The following is a 22,687-nucleotide window of genomic DNA, read 5'->3' as shown; positions in this document are numbered from 1 at the left end:
ACGGCCTCCTCAGAGAGTTTCTCCCTAAAGGGAAATCTCTCAATCCGCTGACTGACGAAGAACTTGCTCAATATCTCTCAGCTATTAACGAAAGACCTAGGCGACTTCACCATTACAAAACTTCAAAATTTCTGTTTGGGCTAGCCCAAACAGCCTAAATAATGGAATCCTAGTCTATCCATGAACTTGTTGCACTTGACTTGACAATTTGCCAAAAAATTTTAGGATATTTTTAAAGTAAATGACAAATTATCAGAATTTTGCTATAATTATTTCAATTTTATTTTCGAGGATTATTTATGAAAGTTATAAAATTTGGCGGGAGTTCCTTGGCTTCTGCTGAGCAATTAAAAAAAGTGTTAGAGATTGTTAAAAGCGACTCTAATCGTCGCTTTGTGGTAGTATCTGCACCTGGAAAACGAAGTTCAGAAGATACAAAAGTAACCGATGCCTTAATCAAATACTATAAGCACTATACAGCAAATCAAGATATTGTTATTGATCAAGAATGGATTATTGATCGTTATAAATCAATTATTGATGGTCTTGCTCTCTCTTCTACAATTTTAGATGAAATCTCGACAGCTATTAAACATCTAGCAACATTTCCAAAAGAAAACAATGATTTTTTGTACGATACTTTCTTAGCTGCCGGTGAAGATAATAATGCTAAGTTGATTGCCGAATATTTCCGTAAAGAAGGATTAAATGCCCGATATATTCATCCTAAACAAGCAGGTTTGATTGTAACAAGTGAACCTGGAAATGCTCGTATTTTACCTTCTAGCTACGATAAATTAGAGGCATTACGCGAACAGGATGAGATTTTAATCATTCCTGGCTTTTTCGGTGTGACTATAGATAACCAAATTTGTACTTTTTCCCGAGGTGGTTCTGATATTACAGGTTCTATTATTGCTGCTGGTGTTAAAGCTGATCTTTATGAAAACTTTACAGATGTTGACGGTATTTTTGCAGCACATCCAGGAGTCGTTGAACAACCTCACTCTATTAAAGAATTAACTTACCGAGAAATGAGAGAATTGGCTTATGCTGGTTTTTCTGTCCTTCATGATGAGGCACTTATTCCAGCTTATCGTGGAAAAATTCCACTTGTTATAAAAAACACAAACAATCCCAGTCACCCTGGTACTCGCATTGTTCTTGAGCACAGTGGAACATCGTCACCTGTTGTTGGCATTTCTGGCGATGATGATTTTGTCAGCATCAACATATCCAAATACCTAATGAATCGTGAAGTTGGTTTTGGGCGTAAAGTTCTTCAAATTTTAGAAGACCTCAATATCCGTTTTGAGCACATGCCTACAGGAATTGACGACATGTCAATTGTTCTTCGTGGGCGTGAATTAACTCCTATCAAAGAACAAGAAATCTTAACTCAGTTGCGTCACCTTGAAGTTGATGAACTCTCAATTGAACGTGACCTTTCGATTATTATGATTGTTGGTGAAAACATGAAGAGTCACGTTGGTGTTACCGCAACCGCAACTCGTTCCTTATCAGAAGCAGGCATCAACCTCATGATGATTTCACAAGGTTCTAGCGAAGTTTCCGTCATGTTCGTTGTTAAAACAGAAAGTGAGAAAAAGGCCATTCGTGCCTTATATGATGCTTTCTTTAAAAACTAACGCTCTAAAACGCTCATTACGGCTTTTGCCTTAATGATGTCAAAGTTCAGTTTATACCATCTCCCAAAGTATAGATAATAAAAAAAGAGTCGGATTATCAAGCTGAGAAATCTTTATAATATGAAAAAGAAAAAAGTTGAAAAAATAGTAAATGGCTTAGAGTAACGTTGCTTAACGACGTTACTCTAAGCCATTTTATACTGAATTCATTTCAAAATTTAGAATTGCGGTCCTCATATTAATGACTCCTGAAATAGCTATGCGCAGACTGGTTAATAAATTAATATGGACACCATGTCTCATCAGATACTGGCCAGATACTCCCGAAATTCCCCAAGCAATCTAATAACTAAACGTAGTTCTTGCCTTGGCGAAACTTAAGAACATAACAGAAGACCTGATACAACTTTATCAAAAACATTAAACCTATACTTTTTAGACCCTTCATATTTTAAGGTGACTGGAAGAGTAATTTTTTACGCTAACTTACTTTGTACATCCTTTTAGGAACGCCAGTCATCATATAAATTAAATATATTAAAGAGGATCACTTAAGTATAGATATTCACTTATAGAACTCTAATCAATCGTGATATCAAATGTCATCATAATCTATTAGAAAGTGAACAAAAAAGAAGAAGACGAAGACGTCTCCTATAAACTTTTCCCTCTTTTTCTCTAGACTTTTTGGATGTTTAAAGTTCTTGAACCAAGTAATTAAATAATTTTTGATTTTGATTATCCATTCGATCTAATAAGAGTTCTGGATGCCATTGAAGTCCTAGAAGAGGGGCTCCGTGTTTGCCTTCGTAAGCTTCAATTGTGCCATCACGAGGATCACGCGCTGTTACTTTAAGGCTAGGGGCCAAATCCTTCACGGATTGACGGTGAATAGAATTGATTTTACTGCCGTTTTCAATTAAATGGCTAACACGACTATTTTTGACAATCGTCACTTCGTGATGAGTTCCTTGATATTCTGACTGCCAGTGATTGTCCACTTTTTGGTTTAAGGTTCCACCAAGAGCAACATTTAAAAGTTGCATTCCACGGCAAACTGCAAAAATAGGTTTTTTCTGCGCTAGCGCTTCTTTAACAAGAGCAAATTCAAACTCATCACGCTCTAAATTGTAATCATCACAGTCAGTAGCTTTGCTTTCTCCATAAAAACGAGGATCAACATTCTGTCCACCAGAGAGAATCAATTTATCAATCATATCGACGTAGCTTTTAGCCAAATCAGGTGTTCCCAGTGGAAGAATAATAGGCACTCCACCAGCCACTTTCACCCCTTCTGACAAATGGCGTGAGACAGCATCATAATACATTCCTGACATAGTCGGTATTTCCTTTTCATTTCCTGTAATTCCAACAATGACTGGTTTCATGTTATATCCTCACTTTCCATTTTCTAATGTCTTATATTTTACCGTAAAATGAAAACAATAGCTAATACAGAAAAATTATCGTTAGTATAGTTTAAGCCTATCACATTTCTACTCTACTCGAAAAAAGCAAGGAACATCATTTTGCTCCCTGCCTTACAATCACATCACTCTCACAACGTCCATCATACTAGTTTTGGCCAGTTTTTTTCCAATATAGTCCTAGCCCTATTAACACAAAACCTACTAACAAAACTCCAAAACTCTCCCTATCTCCTGATTTAGGTAATTTGGGTTGTTTTTCGGTTGTGATTTCGGTCATTGACTCTGTTGTGCTCTCGGTCGTCGATTCGGTCGTTGACTCCGTTGTGCTTTCTGTTGTCGTTTCCGTTGTTGACTCCGTTGTTACTGGGGCATAACTATTTTTAAATATCGGTGCTTGATTATAGCTAACCTCACCCATTTTGACCCCATTCACATCCGTAACAGAGACAACGACGTGATACGTTACAGAATCATAACTGATTGCCTGATCTGAACCAGCAAGCTCTTTGATGACATACCGATAGCTTCCCTCTTGACTGTAACGAATGGTATCAAAAGTTACCGTACCATCACCAGCGTTGGTTTTTGTTTGAAGCGGTGTCACTAAATCGTCTGCATCATATAGTGCAAACGTAAATTCACCATCTTTCAACTCACGTCCTTCCAACAATTTCGTAGCTTTTAAGACAACATTTTCTGATTTTTCAGATGACGCTTTACCTGAACCAGACTGCAACTTTACGAGTGCCTCAACATCTTTACCAGTTGTTGTGGCTGACGACCACGATAACACGTTACTTAGCGTTGCGCCCTCTACAACACCTTCAGGAATATGAGTCGCATATTCAAAGTAAATAACACGTCTATCATTATTACCGTAAGGTAACGTTAAACCAATAACTTCCCCTGCACCATTACGATTAAGAACCACTTTATCAGTAAGGTTAGTCAAAGCCTCCAATTCCCATAGTTCATCTTCAGATTTAATTGCTTCTGGTTGCGTTGCATAATCAACAACACGTAAACTACCTTCTACTAATGTCTGATTTTCTCCAAATGTATCTACAATCACTAAATCGTTAAGAAGTGATTGCCCGGCGTTCACAACAATACGCCATTGAATTTGATCCGGATTTTTTGAATCTTGATAACCGTATTTCATTTCAGTAAAACCAGCACTACTACGATTATTCTTAAAAGTGAACTTAAACAAACCTCCACCATACTGAACTGTTTTTTCACCATCTGAAACATTACTACGGTCAATAACTGCATCAAATGAAATCTCTACCTTTTTATTCTCAGGGACCTTTGAAAAATGATCCGTAAAGGTCAAGGTAACCGTATCTGTTTCTGGATCAGCAATAGCTTGAGCTACAATAATACCCTCAGCGTTTTTCACTGGAAATTTCATAATGGTAATGAGATTAAATTCCTCTGGAATTTTTAAAACTAATGTATCTCCCTCTTTGATTATCTGACTATCAGGAAAAGACAACTTGTTAACAAACCGAAAATCAACTCCCGATTCAACCACTACATCCACGGTTTCACTGGTAATTTGAACATTATTTTTATCTGGATCATAATAAAGCGTAGCTTCACTTGCATAATCCTTAATTACATTAGCACTTACATCTAATATAGGAATTGAAACCATCCCTAAAATCAAGACAAAGAGTGAAATCAGGTTTATCCACTTCAATTTCATAAATCAACTCTCCTAAAATAATTTTGAAGATAACTAATTTTCTCCAAAGTAATTTTATCACTTTTTTTCTAAAAAAGATAAATGTAGCCATTTTTGTACTAATCCAACTTCAAAAACTACTCTTTGTTTCTTTTTTAAAAAGTTCGGGTGCTCAAAAGAGGAATATTTGAGATAGAAAATAAGACGAACAGCGTTCATCTTATTTCCAACCTCCAAAGGTCTCCCAGACTTTTGGAGCTGTGCGGAGGTGGGAGTGAAAGTGTCCAGTGGCCCCACACTCGACGATTAACCATCTGAGGCTAATCGTTTTTTACCACGGTGGCAACTGTCTGGTCTCAAGAAATCTTGTGGCCGTATTATTTTAAGTTACCGCTAATAAGTTTAACTTGTGAATACCATTTCTGAACAGGATTATACTTTCAATATAGGTCATAAATCTTGTTGAATTTCTAAAACAAATGGTAACTAACCACTTCTATCATTTGACACCATACGATGTAAGGCTACATTTTCAGATGTTGAAATGAATTCAGTAGATATCCCTTAAAACGCTAAAAACCAATCCGAAGATTGGTTAAAAGTCATTGATAATTACTAACGCGATAGGAAAGTTTCCCTAGCTAATCTCTGAGTTCCTAGTCAGAACACCTCAATGGACATGCTTAATATCCTATTATTCTATTTCTAGGCTATCGTTAAAATCGTCTACTAGACAGGCTTACTATCCTATCTCTCCAGAGTTACAGTTAAAACGATCCACTCGATAGTTCTAATCCAACAACTTCTGCAATTCTTGCGCAAGGAGTTGCTGAGCAACTTGTGGATTTGCTTGTCCTTTGGTTGCTTTCATGAGGAATCCTGTAAAGGCCTTATCCGCATTGCGTTTTCCTGACTTGAAGTCCGCAACAGCAGCTTCATTGTCTGCAAAGACTTGGTGGATAATCGGAATCAAGACCGCTGGATCCGATACTTGTACGAGCCCTGCTTTTTCAACATATTCCTTAGCAGAACCACCATTTTTAGCTAGGTGTACAAATACTTTCTTAGCGATCTTAGATGAAATGGTGCCATCTTGAATAAGTCCAATCATTTCAACTAAATTTTCTGGTGTCAAAGCGATGGTTTCAATTGTTTTTTGCTCTGCATTGAGGAATTGAGCTACTTCACCTTGTAACCAGTTAGATACTTGTTTAGCATCTCCTCCAATTTCAACAGCTTTTTCAAAGAAATCAGAAAGAGCTTTTGTTGCCGTCAACTGTCCAGCATCATAGGCCGACAAGCCGAGTTTTTCTACGTATTCCGCACGGCGTTCCGCTGGGAATTTTGGTAACTCTACACGCATTTCCTCAATCCACTCATCTGAAATCTCGTAAAGTGGTAAGTCTGGTTCTGGGAAGTAACGGTAATCCGCTGCACCTTCCTTGACACGCATAAGAATGGTTGATTTATTAGCCTCATCGTAACGACGGGTTTCTTGTTGAATAACGCCACCTGAGCAAAGGATTTTCGCTTGGCGTTCCACCTCATACTCCAATCCTTTACGAACATTGCTGAAAGAGTTCAAGTTTTTCAACTCAGTCTTGATGCCAAATTTTTCCTGACCATATGGACGGAGGGAGATATTGGCATCAACACGCATGGAACCTTCTTCCATCTTCACATCCGAAATCCCTGTGTACTGAATGATTTCTTTCAGAGCTATCAAGTAGGCGTAAGCTTCTTCTGGTGAACGCATGTCTGCTTCTGACACGATTTCGATCAATGGTACACCTTGACGGTTAAGGTCGACATAAGAGTAACCATCTGTTCCGTGGGTGTTTTTACCAGCATCCTCTTCAAGATGGGCACGTTCCACACGGATTTTCTTGGTAGAACCATCTTCCAAAGTTATATTAATCCAGCCGTTGTAACCAATCGGTTCGTCAAATTGTGAAATTTGGTAAGCCTTTGGATTATCTGGGTAGAAATAATTCTTACGGTCAAAGTGCATATGCTGGTGAATGTTCATGTTCAAAGCCAGCGCAGCCTTGATACCCGCATCAATAACCCCCTTATTCATCACAGGAAGCACACCAGGAAACGACCAGTCAATAATATTGGTATTTGTATTTGGGTCATCGCTAAAATGAGCAGGTGTTGGTGAGAAGATTTTTGAGTTGGTGTTCAATTCAACGTGGACCTCAAGTCCTATAATGGTTTCAAAGTTCATTAATTGTCACCTCCAAAAATCACTGGTTGTTGTTTGTGATAGTCTGTTGTTGCTTCAAAAGCTGCCGCTGCTTGGTAAATCGTTTCTTCTGAATATTTTGGACCAATCAATTGCAAGCCAACTGGTAATCCGTCGACAAATCCAGAAGGAATGGAAATACCTGGTAAACCTGCAAGGTTAACTGGAATTGTTAGCAAATCAGCCAAATACATCGCAACTGGGTCATGGCTTTGACCATCCAAGTCATAAGCTACTGTCGGCGTTGTTGGTCCAAGAATCAAGTCATAGTCCGCAAAAACCTTTTCAAAGTCTTGGATAATCAAGGTACGAACCTGACCAGCTTTTTTGAAATAAGCATCATAATAGCCAGATGACAAGGAGAAAGTTCCCAACATGATACGGCGTTTTACCTCTTCACCGAAGCCCTGACTGCGAGTATTAACATAAATTTCTTCAAGACTTCTAGCATCTTCTGCACGGAAACCATAGCGAATCCCATCAAAACGTTGCAAGTTAGATGAGGCTTCTGATGAAGCAATGATGTAGTAAACTGCCACCCCATACTTACTATGAGGCAAAGAAACTTCCTCGATGATAGCACCTAGTTTTTCAAAATGCTTGGCTGCTGCGAGAATATTTTCCTTAATCTTCGGATCAATCCCTTCACCGAGGTATTCCTTAGGAAGGGCTATTCTCATTCCCTTGATATCTTGACCAATCTTGCTAGTAAAGTCAGTTACCTGCACTGGGGCAGAGGTTGAATCTTTGCTATCTGCTCCTGCAATCACATTGAGCAACTGCGCATTTTCCTCAACTGTTTGAGAAAATGGTCCAATCTGATCCAAAGAGCTACCAAAAGCAATGAGGCCAAAACGTGACACAGTTCCATAAGTTGGTTTCAAACCAACGATACCATTAAAGGCTGCTGGTTGGCGAATTGAGCCTCCAGTATCAGACCCGAGCGACAAACGCACTTGTCCTGAAGCAACTGCTGTTGCAGAACCGCCTGATGAACCACCAGGAACTTTTGACTGGTCCCAAGCATTTTTTGTTTTCTTGAAATAAGACGTTTCTGTTGAACCACCCATGGCAAATTCATCCATGTTGGTCTTACCAACCACAATCATGCTATTTTGGTAGGCATTGGCAACGGCTGTCGCATCAAAAATTGGCTCATAATTGTAAAGCATTTTAGACGCTGCGGTTGTCAATATTCCCTTAGTTGAGATATTATCTTTAACTGCCAAAGGAATCCCTGACATGATATTGTCTGCGTCAATTCCTTTTTCATCAATCACCTTAGCCTGTGCAAGCGCTGCTTCTTCTGAAATCGTAATAAATGAACCAACAGCTTCTTCACGAGATTTGATGTCTTCAAGCGTTGCTTTTGTGAGTTCTGTGGCAGTGACTTCTTTTGCAACCAAGAGGTCATGCAATTCTTTAATCGTTTTATTATTAAATGACATTAAGCATCTCCTCCGTCTTCAAAGATAGCTGGGACCTTGATAAAGTTATTCGCACTTTCTGGTACATTTTTAAATAACAATTTACGATCCATGCCAGCTTCTGCCTTATCTTCACGAATCACCGTTTTACGGTCGGCCATGGTCGTTGTAATTGGAACACCAGTTGTATCAACCTCGTTTAACAATTCCACCATATCGACAATTTTTGTCAATGTTGTTGCAAATGCAGCTGTCTCTTCGTCTGAAAATGACAATTTAGACAGCTTCGCAACATGGCGAACTTCTTCTTCAGAAATTTTCATGAGTTACCTCTTCTAATATTCTACGTAATCTTCTTTATTATACCACAAAGCTCTCAGCTCTGCTATTTCCCCAAAAAGAAATCATCATAAAAAGCCCCAAATTGAGGCTTTAGCATTCAGGAACGATCATCGTAACCTTTTGGATGGCTTGAATGCCATGCCCAAGCGGTTTTAATGATTTTTTCAATATTGTCAAATTGTGGTTTCCAACCGAGCACTTCACGCGCTTTTTCTGAACTTGCAATCAGGGTGTCTGGGTCTCCAGGACGACGGTCAGCTAATTCAGCTAGGATTTCTTTACCAGTCACTTTACGAGCAGCTTCTAAAATTTGTAGGTTTGAGAAACCTGTCGATGATCCCAAGTTAAAGGCTGCCGATGCTCCGCCATTTCTCAAATAATCAACTGCTAAGATATGAGCGTCTGCCAAATCAAATGGATGCACATAATCACGGACGTTAGTACCATCTGGAGTGTTATAGTCATCCCCAAAAATCATGATTTTCTCGCGCTCACCTTGTGCAACTTGCAAAATAATTGGAAGCAAGTGTGTTTCAGGACCGTGGTCTTCACCGATAGAACCATCTGGTTTAGCGCCAGCAACATTGAAATAACGAAAGGCTACAAATTTGATGCCATAAGCCTTATCAGACCACTTCATAATAGTTTCCATCATTAGCTTACTTTCACCGTAAGGATTGATTGGTTTTTGTGGTGTAGTCTCAAGGATTGGAATTTGCTCTGGAATGCCATAAGTGGCTGCTGTTGATGAAAAGACAATGTTGTTCACGCCACATTCATTCATAATTTCCAATAAGCTAACCATGCCTGATGTGTTATTATCAAAATATTTCAATGGGTCTTCCATAGACTCTGCCACCAATGAAAAGGCTGCAAAGTGAATCACCGCATCAACATCAGGATTTTCAGTAAAGACTTGACGCATGAAGTCCTTATCAGCCAAATCCCCTTCATAAAATTTAGCCTCTGGATGCACTGCGGCACGGTGTCCTGTCACCAAGTTATCAACAACGATAACCTTCTCTTTTCCTTCAGAAATCAAACGGTCAACCATATGAGAACCGATATACCCAGCCCCACCTAGAACGACTACTGTCATACTTATCTCCTTTTATTTTAAGTGACTTTATTATAACAAAAAACGTTTTATCTGACTATTCTACACCAACAGACGCTATAAAACGTCTAAAAGCAGTTTGACCCTCTGCTGTCATTTTGTAAACCCCTGCATCTTCTAGCACACGAGTAAAGGTTGCACCAACAGCATCTTGAACAACACCAGTCACTGTCTCAGCTTTCACTTCTGGATGAGTATCCTTGATTTGATTCGCCCAGTCCAAATGATAATCTGCGACATCATTTTCGTGACCTAGTAAGTATTTCTCTACTTCTTTCAATTCATCCTTTAAGCGTGGTGGCAAAATAGCCAAACCCATGACTTCAATGAGTCCAATATTTTCCCTTTTAATATGCTGAACATCTTTGTGTGGATGATAAACCCCGTCTGGGTGTTCTGCCGAGGTGTGATTATCTCGTAGCACTAAATCCAACTCAAATTTGCCATCACGTTTTCGAGCAATCGGTGTTACCGTGTGGTGAGGAACTTCATCTGTGTAAGCAATGATATCTGCCTCAGTATCAGAATAATCTCTCCAAGCTAGACGAATCCGTTCTGCCAACTCAACCAATCGTGTCTTGTCAAACGATTTCAATCGAATCACTGACATAGGCCAGTTAACAATACCTGCTGCTACAGTTTCAAAACCTTTGAAGGTAAATCGCTCTGTTAGCTCTGCCATTTCCATAGGAAAGGTATGACATCCACCTTGATAGTGATTATGGGTCAAAATAGAGCCACCAACAATCGGCAAATCGGAGTTTGAACCCGCAAAATAACCTGGGAAAATGTCAACAATGTCCAATAGCTGTTCAAAAGTCTGACGGCTAATCACCATAGGGACATGCTCAGTATTCAAGAAAATACAGTGCTCGTTAAAATAAGCATAGGGTGAATATTGGAAACCCCAGTTCTCCTCACCCAGTTTCATACGAATAATCCTATGATTGGCACGATCCGGATGATTAATGCGGCCTTGATAACCTTCATTTTCCATGCACAGTTGACATTTCGGATATTCACTAGCTTTAACTAATTTAGCTGCCGCAATCGCTTTAGGATCCTTTTCAGGTTTAGACAAATTAATGGTAATCTGCATATCCCCGTATTTAGAAGGTGTTTTAAAAGCAATATTTTTGGCAATAGCATCAACTTTGATATAGTCATTTTTTTTACTTAGCTCATAAAAATCAGCGATAGCTTTTTCCGGACTTTTTTTATAGGTTTGCCAAAATCTTTGATTAAGCACACTTGGAATCGGCGTGATGAAACTCATCAATTCAGCACCCAAACAGTTTTTTTCCTCCTGTAAAGGACCACATTTCCCATTTTTCACAGCTATATCCACAAGGCGATTTTTTAGAGGAATTAAGGATGTCTCATCCGTTTCTTCATTAACCTGTTCCTCACCAACCAATGCCATAATCCGATTTTTAAGATAGATAGCATCTAACTCAGTATAATCACTATTAGCAATCACAGTTTCTACAAATTGATCTAGTACTGTCATAACGTTACTTTCTAGATAATACTCGACTACCACCAGCTACTTCTGCGATGTAAAAAGCTGGCGCATATCCAATTTTTTCTTCATAAATCTTGCCAACAACCTCTGTGAAGCCGTCAACCTTATCTTTTTGGACAATAGCAATGGCACAACCACCAAAACCAGCTCCTGTCATACGGGCTCCAAGTACTCCATCTTGTTCCCAAGCTGTATGTACAAGCGTATCAAGTTCGACACCAGTTACTTCGTAGTCATGTTCAAGAGAAACGTGCGACGCATTCACCAATCGCCCAAATTGTTCCAAGTCACCAGCTACCAAAGCAGCTTTGGCTTTCAAGGTCCGTTGGTTTTCGGATACTGCATGGCGGGAACGCTTGATCCTATTCCCATCTTTAATGAGATAAGCATATTGATCAAAAGTTGCTTCATCAAGCTCACCTAAGGTTTCGACAGATAGCAGAGCATTTAATTCTGTCACAGCGGCTTCACACTCACCACGACGCTCATTATACTTGGAATCAGCCAGTTCACGACGTTTATTGGTGTTCATAATAACAACAATGTAATCACCTAAATCAAGTGGTACAAGCTCGTATTCCAGAGTATTAGTGTCCAGATAAATGGCCTGTTTATCTGCTCCCATACCAATGGCAAACTGATCCATGATACCTGAATTCACACCGATAAAATGATTTTCTGTTTGCTTCCCAATTTTTACCAAATCAAGACGGTCAAGGGTCAACTCAAATAATTCTTCACAAATAACGCCAATCAGCAATTCTAACGAAGCAGATGACGATAGCCCTGAACCATTTGGAATGTTACCATAAACATAGACATCCATACCAGATTCAATCACATGCCCTGCTTCTTTTAAAAACTTAATGACACCTTTAGGATAATTAGTCCAACTGTCCTCTTTTTTAAAAACAAGGTCATCAAGACTGACCTCAATAATACCTAGATCCTCAAAATTCCCAGAATAAAAACGTAAGGTACGGTCATCACGTTTACGGGCAGAACCATAAGTCCCAAGCGTAATCGCCGCAGGAAACACATGACCACCATTATAATCGGTATGCTCCCCAATCAAATTGATACGACCCGGTGAAAAGAAAGTTGCATCAGGTGCAACACCAAAAGTGTCTAGAAAAGCCTGTTTTAATTGTTCAGTATCCATAAAATACTCCTTTGATATCGTTTTCAGTTATATTATAGAGCACATTAGTAAAAAAATCAATATTATCAGTAAAATTTTTATCTATTTTTACCCTTTTTTACTTTAGTAATTTTGTCACTTTTATTACACCATATAATAACATAAAATATTAAAGTCCCCACTACAATATCAGCCACCTATTTTAACATATAAAAGAGGCTTATGACCTGTTATGGACTAGCCTCATTTTTACTATTTATTTGCTCCCAACATCCCTGCAACAAATTGTTTTTGAAGGACAAAGAAGATAACTAGTGTTGGTACAGTAGCTACAAGCACAGCAGCCATAATCATACCAAAATCTGGAGAATAGCTTGATCCTAACTGCGAAATCAAAAGTGGTACAGTTTGTTTTTCAGTTGATTGTACTACAACCAGTGGCCAAAGGTAATTATTCCAACTGTTCATAAAGGTAATAATAGCTGCAGCTGCATATGTCGTCTTCATTGTCGGCATATAAATCTTAAAGAAAAGTCCCACCTCAGAGACACCATCGATACGCCCCGCTTCCAACAATTCCTTTGGAAACATTTTTGTATTCTGACGGAAATAAAAAATCAAAAAAGCAGTCGCAATATATGGTAAGAAAATAGAAGCGTAAGAATTGATTCCCACAAGAGAGCTTACCATAGACATTTTCCCAAACAAACGAAATAGCGGAATCATAATTGCCGCAAATGGTACCATCATGGATAAAAGAATAATATTAAACACAATGTCCTTGCCTTTACTGCGATAAACTTCAAATCCATATCCTGCGGAAGAACCTATTAAGAGAGCTAATGTTGTTTGAAAAAGGGCAACAACAGTTGAGTTTTTCAAAGCATTGCTCATATCTGTTTGACTAAAAATATTTTTCAAGTTCGTAAAAAGTTCACCACCTGGTAACATGCGCCCATTAGTAACATCAATGCTACTATTTGTTGCACTCACCACTAAAAAATAAAATGGAAATACAAAGACAATGGACATAAGTATCAAAAAAATATAAGTTGCTATTGTTTTTGGTTTATCTCTTTTCATCTTTTCCTCCCACTCGTGTTTGAATAATAGATAAAATCACTACCAGTAATACAATTGCATATGATACAGCTGCCGCATAACCAAAATCTGGCGTGTATTTAAAACTCAAATTATAGATATATTGTGAAATAGTCGTTGTAGCATCCCCAGGACCACCTTGAGTGATGTTCATTGGTTCATCAAACAATTGCAATGTCCCAATGGTCGAAGTAATTGTTGTAAATAAAATCACAGGTTTTAAGAGAGGAATAGTGATATTAAAGAACTTATTAACTGCACTAGCACCATCAACATCAGCTGCTTCATAAATTTCGGGATCAATATTCTGCAATGCAGACAGGAAGAAAATCATATTATATCCTGTCCAGCGCCAAGTAATAGCAATAATAATAACAACTTTCGCCCAAAAAACATCATCCAGCCACATTATTGGTTCTTGTAAAATATGTAAAGTTGTTAAAATCTTATTCATGATACCATCATTTGAAAAAAGATATTTGAAGACAATAGAATAAGCAACCAGAGATGTTACCGAAGGTAGGAAGACAATCGTTCTAAAAAGTCCTTTCAACTTTAATGACTTATTATTTAACAATACTGAGAAGAAAATAGCTAAGATTATCATAACTGGCACTTGGACAACTAGGAACAAAACAGTATTCTTTAATGCACTGATAAAAACTGGATCATTAAAGAGACGCTTGTAATTATCAAAACCAACAAAACTCAAATTATTTCCTTTGCCTGATAAGAGCGATAACTTGAAAGCTTCCACCATTGGATAAAAATAGAACAGGATGATCAATATAGTCGGAATGATAACAAATAACCATCCCGCAAGCTTTGATCGTAAAAATGGATTCATTTTTTTCATTCTAAACTCCGACTTTCTGAATAAAATAACCAAATAATTTAGTTATCAAGCAAATGCCATGAACGTCCTAAATTATTTGGCTAACATGCGATTATTTCAACTGATTTTCAGCCTCTTTTTGTGCATCTTCAAGGACTTTATCGATATCCTCTCCACTCAAATATTTTTGCAATCCTTTGATAAGGATATCTTCAATAGCGTATGTGTTTTCACCATAGTTAACAGCTGGAATTTGTGTTGACCATTCCGCGAAGTCTCTATAGATTTTTTGTCCACCAAAATATTTTGCTTCTGTGTCATAAACACCTGCTTCAGTTGCTGGAATATAAGAACCAATAGCACCGATGTTTTCTACAAGTGTTTTGTAAAGGTCTGTACTAGTACCAAATGTTTCTTTTAAGAAATCAGCAGCTGCTTCTTTGCCATCAACATTAAGTACGTAAATTGACGCACCTCCAAGGTTAGAAGCGTTGACTGAACCTTCCATTTCTTGACGTGGGAATGGTACAACTGCCCATTTTCCTTCCTGATCTTCTTGTGCTGTGATAGATGGTGTAATCCAGTTACCTGTTGGCACTGACCAAACGACACCATTATTAAAGTCACTTAGCCATTGCCCCCAATCACTATTACTATCTGTAAGACCAGCATCATATATTTTTTTGAAATCTTCGAATGCTAATTTCAATGACGCATTGCCTGCAAGGGTTGGCGTTTTCCCATCTTTTCCTGTATACCAAGAACCTGTTGAATTAATCATCGAACGAATCAATCCGAGGTCATTAACGTCTGTAGAAAGTAATTTTTTACCTGTCTTTTCAAAAACTTTTTTACCAATTTCAGTATATTGTGCCCATGTTAGATTTTGCAAGTCTTCTAATTTGTAACCTGCTTTTTCAAGAATATCTGTTCGAACATAAAGACCTGTCACACTTGTATCAAACGGCACTGCATAGTTTGTACCATCAACTGAAGTTGCTTCAACTTTATAAGCCGAGAAATCATCTGCATTGATAACATCTGTCAATGGGAAAAAACTATCTGGATACGCTTCTAGGAAGCTCTTTGCACGATAGTCTTCAATGAGAACAATATTTGGCAAACCATTTGTCACACCTGAACTAAGGGCAGTATTAAGTTTTTGAACGATATCTGCTTGTGCATTTTCAACGATATCTAAATCAACTTTATCCCCTTCGGCTGCATCATGTACTTTTTCAGCCTCTTCAAAAGCACGGACATTATAATTTTTATCCCAAGCCCATACAGTAAGTTCAGTTTTTCCTGAATTGTCTGTCTTTGAAGCACCAGACTCTGATTTCGATCCACAAGCTGTTAACAACAAACTCGAAAACAAAGCGCCAACCAAAAGTGTTTTAACAGTACGTTTTTTCATTATGATTCTCCTTGAATCCTTTATTTTACATTGTCATTATAAAATGTAAGCGATTAAAAGTCAAGTGTTTTTCAGTAATTTTTTACTATTTTTTTAGTTTATAAACTTCTGATGTTGTTAACCATTTCTAACCTAAAATAGCAATTTATATTTAACTGTTCTTAATAAAGACCTCAGTATAGACATATCTCCTACTATTTATGTAGAATTACTAGACTTTCTTAGAAAACACATCAATTAATTTAGTAAAAAACCAACCTAAGGCTGGTTTATATATTTTAAATCCCTCTAAGGGTAAATGTAATAGTCAATTCTCTCTCAGCATATAAATGATACTGCTCTTGTACCGGAGCCCCCCAAGAATCATCACCACCTACACCCATCTGTGCTGCTAAAATGCGAATCCAGGTCCAATGAGACTGAGAAAGATCTTCTTGATGACTTGCAGCATCTATCTCTTGAGCACTGTGTGGTAAAACGCTCATCTCAAATGGTTTATTAACAGCTTCAAACAATAAAGCATGATCCTCATTATCAGAAACTTTCAACCACCGAACTCCTGTCCGGTTACCATTTTCTTGTGGTACCAAATACGGAGTCTCATTATTTTGGACTGTTGTTTCAAAAATCCCTAGGCGAGCTCCTTCTTTCCGGTCGATATAATTTTCTTCCGGACCATTTCCATAATAAGTGATTTCCTGATAAGTTCTAGGTAATTTGAATTCCATCCCATAGGCAGGAATGGTTGGTAAATTAGCATATCCTGGATATGTTAGATCAATAGTTATATCACCTTGTCCATTAATGGTATACGATACTTTATGTGTATACTCCCCAGATATCGCTAATTGATGAGTAAAGGCAATTGTCACTCTATCACTTTCTTCTTCAATGGTCATGCCGATATGCTTCTGATAAAGTCCAGCTGTTAACCACATACCTCGATCAAAACCATGCTTCACACCACGATCATTATCTGTCAATGCACGCCAAAAAGTAGTCTTAGGAGTTCTTGTGATATATTCAATGCCATTTTTAACAAATGATACCAAACCACCCTCAGCTATTGAAATTAGAACACTAAAATCATTTCCATGGACACCGATGTTAACATCTCCTTTAACAACCCGTATAGGTAAGATATTTTTATTCCCTTGCTGTGTATTAGACATTTTTTCTATATACTGAGCAAAAGTAATTTCATCTCCAATTTTTCCCCAAATAGTGGCTACTTTTAGATGCTGGGTAACTTCGTAAGTATATTCTCCATCTGCTTTAACCTCAGGATAATCCAAATCAAATGTTATTTTCTCACCCGCAGGTACAATAAAATGATAATCTCGACTCCAGATAAACTCCCCATTTTTTCTAAGAGTAGCTTTAAAATAGCTATCTCCAGTATCACTAAAAAGATTTTGATTATCAATTGTCACATTTTTAGGAGTTACGGATAATTTAACATTGGCATAGAGTTTTTTAACCTCTTGTGCTTTAGGAGTTGGCTTTCTGTCCGCGAAAACAATACCATTGCCGCAGAATTCATAATCTGTTGCACGATCTCCCCAGTCCCCACCGTAGGTCAAGACTTCCTGCCCAAATTCATTTTTCTTAAGAATTGATTGGTCAATATAATCCCAGATAAAACCACCCTGGTACTGTTCATATCGGTTCTCCAAATCTGTATAGAGACTCATTCCCCCCAGAGAATTACCCATCGCGTGCATATACTCACAGGAAATGTATGGTTTTTTAGGACATTTTTCTAAATACTCAATAATGTCTGCCGGTTTAGCATACATACGACTTTCCATGTCCGATATCTCATCGTAGTCACGATTCCAAAAGACTCCTTCATAATGAACAAGCCGATTTGGATCAACTCGATGGAAAAATTCCGTCATTGCTAAAATATCTTCACCAGCATAAGATTCATTTCCACATGACCAAATAAGAATTGCAGGATGATTTTTATCTCTTTGAAACATGCTGTTCGCACGATCCAATACATTTTCTTTCCATTCTGGTAGATTGCCAGGAACATTCCACGATGGATCTAAGTGCCCAAGCTTTTGCCAAGATCCGTGTGTTTCTAAATTAGTTTCATCAATCATATAAAGACCGTATTCATCACACAGCTCATACCACCGTGTTTGATTAGGATAATGAGACGTCCTAACAGCATTGATATTATGTTGTTTCATAAACTTAATATCCCATAACATCTCTTCCTCTGTAATTGCTCGGCCATAACGGTGGTGAAACTCATGACGATTCACTCCTTTAAAGATAATACGCTTACCATTAAGCAACATCAGACCGTTCTTTAATTCAAAACTTCTAAATCCAACCTTGTTAATAACTAGCTCAATTAACTGACCAGCTCTTTCTAGACGTAATTCTAATTGATATAAATTAGGTTTTTCAGCACTCCAGGCATGAACTCCTGGAAGAATAATCCCTTTTTCAAGCTCCGCTATTTCCCCAGAGAAAACTACATCTCCTTTTGAATCCAGTAAACGGGCTGATCGCGATAAGGCCTGACAATCTCCTAAAATATCCACTTCAATCTTTAATAAACCATCCTTATAATGATTAATCAAATCTTGGTGAATAAAGAGATCACGAATATGTACTTCTGGAATCGCATAAAGGTAAACATCTCTAAAAATTCCTGAAAAACGCCAAAAATCCTGATCCTCAAGCCAGCTAGCACTTGAACGTTTATAAACTTCAACCGCTAATTTATTGTCACCCTCCACTAAAAACTCTGTTAATTCAAATTCTGTTGGGGTAAAACTATCTTCTCCATAGCCTATAAAATGGCCATTGAGCCAAACATAAAAAGCCGTTTCCACCCCTTGGAAAGAGATCATTATTTTTTTACCAACAAGAGCTTCATCAATTTCAAAATACTTAACATAAGAACCTACTGGATTATACTCTTTGGAAACTTGTGGTGGACGTAACTCCTCCATACCATCCCAAGGGTACTGAGTATTAACATATTGGCGTTTATCATATCCTTGATTTTGAATATGTCCAGGTACCTCAATCCAGTCAAAAGATGAGATATCATAATCTATCTTATAAAAATCCGCTTGGCGTTGACTTGGGTTCCTAGCATAGCTAAAACGCCATTTCCCATTCAGCGATTGCCTCAACTTCATCTTACCTATCTTTGCCTCTTCTTCACTGGTAAAGTAAGTATGATCCGAATGTGCTGAAATTTTATTGACTGCAAATATTTCTGGATTTTCTAGCCATTCTAAGCTAGGTTTATTAATTCTCATTGATAATATTCTCCTTAATCAATAGCTTTGAAATAATAAAGTTGTGTTGCCATGTCCTGTCTTACGATAGGATTATAAATTCCCATCTGCATCAATTCATCACCAGATAAAATACTACCATTCTTCATTGGTTGCGTTGCATAAATAGAGTCAAAGTAACCCACAGAATGGCCAAGTAATTGACCCGTTGGTAATTCCTCAAGTCGATAATCCCAATCAGGATTCAAACCAATCAACAAAGTCTTAGACAAATAAGGTTGTGCGTGAGCTAATACATGAGCCGTAAATAGCAATGCTTCTTTTTGATTTTCAGACACAAAAATCCAAGCTGTCTCATTACCAGCCTTAGGAGATTTAAGACGATAAAAATCTCCGTATTGAACTAGAGGACGAATTTTTTTATAACTAGCAATTTGCTCAATAACATCAACCTTATCTGAATCAGACATTTTTGTCAAATCAAGCTCATAACCCAATACACCACTCATTGCAACATGTGCACGTGCTTCAAGAGTTGTCACTCTCCCAGTTTGATGATTTGGTACCGCTGAAACATGTGATGTCATCATAGAAATTGGATAAGCTAAAGATGTTCCATATTGAATAGTTAAACGTGCCAAGGCATCTGTATTATCACTTGCCCAAGATTGTGGCATATAGTAAGCCCAACCCAAATCAAAACGTCCACCGCCTCCTGAGCAGCCTTCAAACAGGATATCTGGATAAGTTGATGTTATTTTTTCTAACAAAGCATATACTCCAAGGACATAACGATGACCAGCTTCTCCTTGACGATTTGGTATAAGAGCTAAAGAATGGATGTCTGATAGGTGTCGATTCATATCCCATTTAATATAGTCAATATATCCCTCATCTAGAAGTAGTTTAAGTTGAGTAAAAATGGCATCTTGAACATCTTTTCTTCCCATATCAAGAACAAATTGACTACGCGATGGCGATGGCTCTCTTCCTGGTATCTGCATGAGATAGTCTGGATGACTGCGATACAGATTAGAATCTTTAGAAATCATTTCTGGTTCAAACCAAAGTCCAAATTTAAGTCCCTGCTTATGGACATAGTCTGCAAAATGCTTCAAACCATTCGGAAACTTATCTTCCCATACCTGCCAATCTCCCAAAGAAGATTGATCGTCGTTTCGATGACCAAACCATCCGTCATCAAGAACAAACATCTCTATTCCCATTTTTTTAGCTTCATCAACGATTGGATGTAACTTTTCTTCGTTAAAATCAAAATACGTAGCTTCCCAATTATTTACCAGAATAGGACGTTCTTTATTTCTATGTTTACTTCTTACTACATTATCACGAATAATATGATGAAAATTCTGACTCATCCCATTTAATCCATTTTCAGAATATGTCATCAAAACCTCTGGTGCTTGAAAAGATTCACCAGCTCCCAAATGCCACTCGAATCCATAATCATTTATACCAGCCACTAAACGTACCTGACTAATATGATCCTTCTCTACCTCAAAAGAATGGTTACCAGAGTAAACTAGATGAAAACCATAGGAATCTCCTGTAAACTCATCCGTCTTTTTATCAGCCAAAACTAAAAATGGATTCATATGATGACTAGATGTTCCTCTTTTACTGCTGTAAGTTTTAATACCATAACCAATCGTTTCTCGCTCCATGTGACGTTCATTAGCATAAGCTCCAGGTAAAGAAATTACATCAAAGTCTTTTGCGACAAAGTCTATTTGCAATGATGCTACCTTTTCTACAATGAGGTTCTGATTACCACAGTTAATTAGACGACTAGAACGTGCAATGATATCTTGGTTTTTAAAAATCGTATAAAAAAGTTCTACTTCAAGATTTAATAAAGAATCTTCTAAAGTAATGATCAATGTCTCCGCTTCATCAACTGTCGCAAACGATGCAGGGAGACCTTCCAAAACTGGCTTACCAACTTCCATACGATGGCTCTTATAACGTAAATCTACCGAATAACTTCCGGTAACACCTTTTACCATTAGAGACGGTGTCCTATAATCTCCAGAATGTCCACCCGAAAATTCTTGGGGCAAGGTATCTTTCGAGTAACCACGCTCATTAATTGATGGTATATTGCCAGAAAATCCTCTATCAATTCTAGGATAAGTCATATGGTTATGATAGCGCTTAACTTTTTTTCCAAAATAAAGATGGCTTAACAAACCACCTTCTTCAATCATAAATAGATAAGATAGCCTTTCGTTAGATAGATGGAATGTTCTTGTTTCAGGAATAAAGGTAATTAAAGTCATCACAAACTCCTTTTTGTTTTTTCACTAATTATTTTACTGTTTTTTTACTTATATTTCAACATATTTTTTATCAATCGCACAACAAACCTATGTCAGAAAAGAGTTTTTAAAAGTAAAATTTTAGTTTATAGGATGAATGAAACTCAATTTTTATGATATACTATAAGCAATAGATTACATCAAGGAGAAAAACATGGCAACGATTAAAGACATCGCAGAACAAGTTAAAGTTTCAATAGCTACAGTCTCACGCGTGTTAAACAACGATGAATCCATGTCTGTTAGCGAAGATACCCGAAGAAGAATTTTTCAAACCGCTGATAAACTAGGATATACTCGATATAAAAAGAACTTAGTATCAAAAAATGAAAACAAGAAGGTCGCTATCATCCAATGGTACACTGAATCAGAAGAAATCAATGACCTTTATTACTATTCAATCCGCATAGGAATTGAACGTAGAGCAATTGAATTAAACTATGAAATTGTTCGCCTCTTCAACGATTCACCACTTGATTCTGCTAGAAATTGTGATGGAATTATCGCTATCGGAAAATATAGCAATGCTAAAATTAAAGAGTTAGAAGCAATTAATGATAATTTAATTTTTGTTGATAGCGATACCCTTACCCAAGGTCATACTTGTATCACTACAGATTTTACCAACTCCGTTGTCAATGTCCTAAATCATTTTATCAGTCGTGGACATAAACGCATCGGTATTCTTACTGGCGAAGAACGGACCGCTGACCATGAGTTTCCTTTGATTGATCCTCGATTTTCAACCTTTAAAAATTACCTCAGTCAGCATAAACTCTACAATCCTAATTATGTCTTTATTGGAAAATTCTCCACTGAAGACGGCTACCAAATGATGAAACAAGCCATTTTCCAACTAGGAGATGATTTGCCAGATGCTTTCTTCATTGCTAGCGATGCCTTAGCAATAGGAGCTCTACGAGCATTACAAGAAGCAGATATAAAAATCCCTGATCGTGTCAGTATCATTTCTTTCAATGATACTGTAGTAGCAAAACAAGTCTATCCTCCTTTGAGTAGTGTAACTGTCTTTACTGAAGAGATGGGAATATTGGCTATGAACACATTGGATCAGTATCTAGAAAACTCTTCACCAGATATTCCAATTATGATGACTACCGCAACTCTTCTCACCTTACGCTCCAGTAGTAAGTAGA

At 37.6% G+C, this 22,687-nt stretch carries 15 protein-coding genes and 2 pseudogenes; 3 read left to right on the top strand and 14 right to left on the bottom strand.

Annotation, left to right across the window (positions count from 1 at the left end):
• Together ACFPQ3_RS01135 and ACFPQ3_RS01130 are read left to right on the top strand one after the other, a co-directional pair.
• Positions 1-158: pseudogene (locus ACFPQ3_RS01135) on the top strand (IS30 family transposase); the annotation flags it as partial.
• A gap of 141 nt (positions 159-299) precedes the next feature.
• Complete coding sequence (locus tag ACFPQ3_RS01130) at positions 300-1,649, top strand: aspartate kinase (RefSeq protein WP_156806407.1); 1,350 nt, start codon at positions 300-302, stop codon at positions 1,647-1,649.
• A 225-nt stretch (positions 1,650-1,874) separates the two neighbouring features.
• On the opposite strand, the pseudogene ACFPQ3_RS01125 reads toward ACFPQ3_RS01130, so the two are convergent.
• The 14 genes and pseudogenes from ACFPQ3_RS01125 to ACFPQ3_RS01060 form a co-directional block, all read right to left on the bottom strand.
• A pseudogene (locus ACFPQ3_RS01125) lies at positions 1,875-1,952 on the bottom strand (EamA family transporter); the annotation flags it as partial.
• A gap of 392 nt (positions 1,953-2,344) precedes the next feature.
• Positions 2,345-3,037, bottom strand: a complete 693-nt coding sequence (locus ACFPQ3_RS01120; protein ID WP_156806408.1) for a gamma-glutamyl-gamma-aminobutyrate hydrolase family protein — start codon at positions 3,035-3,037, stop codon at positions 2,345-2,347.
• A 187-nt stretch (positions 3,038-3,224) separates the two neighbouring features.
• Positions 3,225-4,790, bottom strand: coding sequence for a Spy0128 family protein (locus tag ACFPQ3_RS01115; protein ID WP_156806409.1), 1,566 nt, complete (start codon positions 4,788-4,790; stop codon positions 3,225-3,227).
• Between the two features lie 769 nt (positions 4,791-5,559).
• Positions 5,560-6,999: an Asp-tRNA(Asn)/Glu-tRNA(Gln) amidotransferase subunit GatB gene (gene gatB / locus ACFPQ3_RS01110; protein WP_156806410.1), complete on the bottom strand. Its 1,440-nt coding sequence runs from the start codon at positions 6,997-6,999 to the stop codon at positions 5,560-5,562.
• A complete protein-coding gene (gene gatA / locus ACFPQ3_RS01105; protein ID WP_156806411.1) occupies positions 6,999-8,465 on the bottom strand; it encodes an Asp-tRNA(Asn)/Glu-tRNA(Gln) amidotransferase subunit GatA in 1,467 nt (488 codons plus the stop codon). Before gatA ends, gatB begins: the two co-directional genes overlap by 1 nt.
• On the bottom strand, positions 8,465-8,767 hold the full coding sequence (gene gatC / locus ACFPQ3_RS01100) for an Asp-tRNA(Asn)/Glu-tRNA(Gln) amidotransferase subunit GatC (protein ID WP_156806412.1): 303 nt from the start codon (positions 8,765-8,767) through the stop codon (positions 8,465-8,467). The genes gatA and gatC overlap by 1 nt, the downstream gene beginning before the upstream one ends.
• 116 nt (positions 8,768-8,883) lie before the next feature.
• The gene (gene galE, locus ACFPQ3_RS01095; RefSeq protein ID WP_156806413.1) at positions 8,884-9,885 is read right to left on the bottom strand and encodes a UDP-glucose 4-epimerase GalE; all 1,002 of its coding nucleotides are present in this window, start codon (positions 9,883-9,885) and stop codon (positions 8,884-8,886) included.
• 55 nt (positions 9,886-9,940) lie between these two features.
• Positions 9,941-11,413 carry a UDP-glucose--hexose-1-phosphate uridylyltransferase gene (gene galT, locus ACFPQ3_RS01090; RefSeq protein ID WP_156806414.1) on the bottom strand — a complete coding sequence of 491 codons (1,473 nt, stop codon included), beginning with the start codon at positions 11,411-11,413 and terminating at the stop codon, positions 9,941-9,943.
• A 4-nt stretch (positions 11,414-11,417) separates the two neighbouring features.
• Positions 11,418-12,590, bottom strand: coding sequence for a galactokinase (locus tag ACFPQ3_RS01085; RefSeq protein ID WP_156806415.1), 1,173 nt, complete (start codon positions 12,588-12,590; stop codon positions 11,418-11,420).
• A gap of 231 nt (positions 12,591-12,821) precedes the next feature.
• Positions 12,822-13,652 carry a carbohydrate ABC transporter permease gene (locus ACFPQ3_RS01080; protein ID WP_156806416.1) on the bottom strand — a complete coding sequence of 277 codons (831 nt, stop codon included), beginning with the start codon at positions 13,650-13,652 and terminating at the stop codon, positions 12,822-12,824.
• The gene (locus ACFPQ3_RS01075) at positions 13,639-14,526 is read right to left on the bottom strand and encodes a carbohydrate ABC transporter permease (protein ID WP_156806417.1); all 888 of its coding nucleotides are present in this window, start codon (positions 14,524-14,526) and stop codon (positions 13,639-13,641) included. The genes ACFPQ3_RS01080 and ACFPQ3_RS01075 overlap by 14 nt, the downstream gene beginning before the upstream one ends.
• Before the next feature lie 91 nt (positions 14,527-14,617).
• Positions 14,618-15,922 (bottom strand): ABC transporter substrate-binding protein, encoded by a 1,305-nt coding sequence (locus ACFPQ3_RS01070; protein ID WP_156806418.1) that lies wholly within the window; start codon positions 15,920-15,922, stop codon positions 14,618-14,620.
• A 278-nt stretch (positions 15,923-16,200) separates the two neighbouring features.
• On the bottom strand, positions 16,201-19,212 hold the full coding sequence (gene lacZ / locus ACFPQ3_RS01065) for a beta-galactosidase, LacZ type (protein ID WP_156806419.1): 3,012 nt from the start codon (positions 19,210-19,212) through the stop codon (positions 16,201-16,203).
• A 14-nt stretch (positions 19,213-19,226) separates the two neighbouring features.
• Positions 19,227-21,494 carry an alpha-galactosidase gene (locus tag ACFPQ3_RS01060; RefSeq protein WP_156806420.1) on the bottom strand — a complete coding sequence of 756 codons (2,268 nt, stop codon included), beginning with the start codon at positions 21,492-21,494 and terminating at the stop codon, positions 19,227-19,229.
• A 190-nt stretch (positions 21,495-21,684) separates the two neighbouring features.
• Here ACFPQ3_RS01060 and ACFPQ3_RS01055 point away from each other — a divergent pair, with 190 nt between their 5' ends.
• Entirely contained in the window at positions 21,685-22,686 is a 1,002-nt protein-coding gene (locus ACFPQ3_RS01055) for a LacI family DNA-binding transcriptional regulator (protein WP_156806421.1), read from the top strand.
• Position 22,687: the final 1 nt, after the last annotated feature.

The sequence above is a fragment of the Streptococcus caledonicus genome, from assembly GCF_042656225.1.
In the GTDB taxonomy this organism is placed as follows: domain Bacteria; phylum Bacillota; class Bacilli; order Lactobacillales; family Streptococcaceae; genus Streptococcus; species Streptococcus caledonicus.
This window is presented reverse-complemented; position numbering and strand designations above follow the sequence as displayed.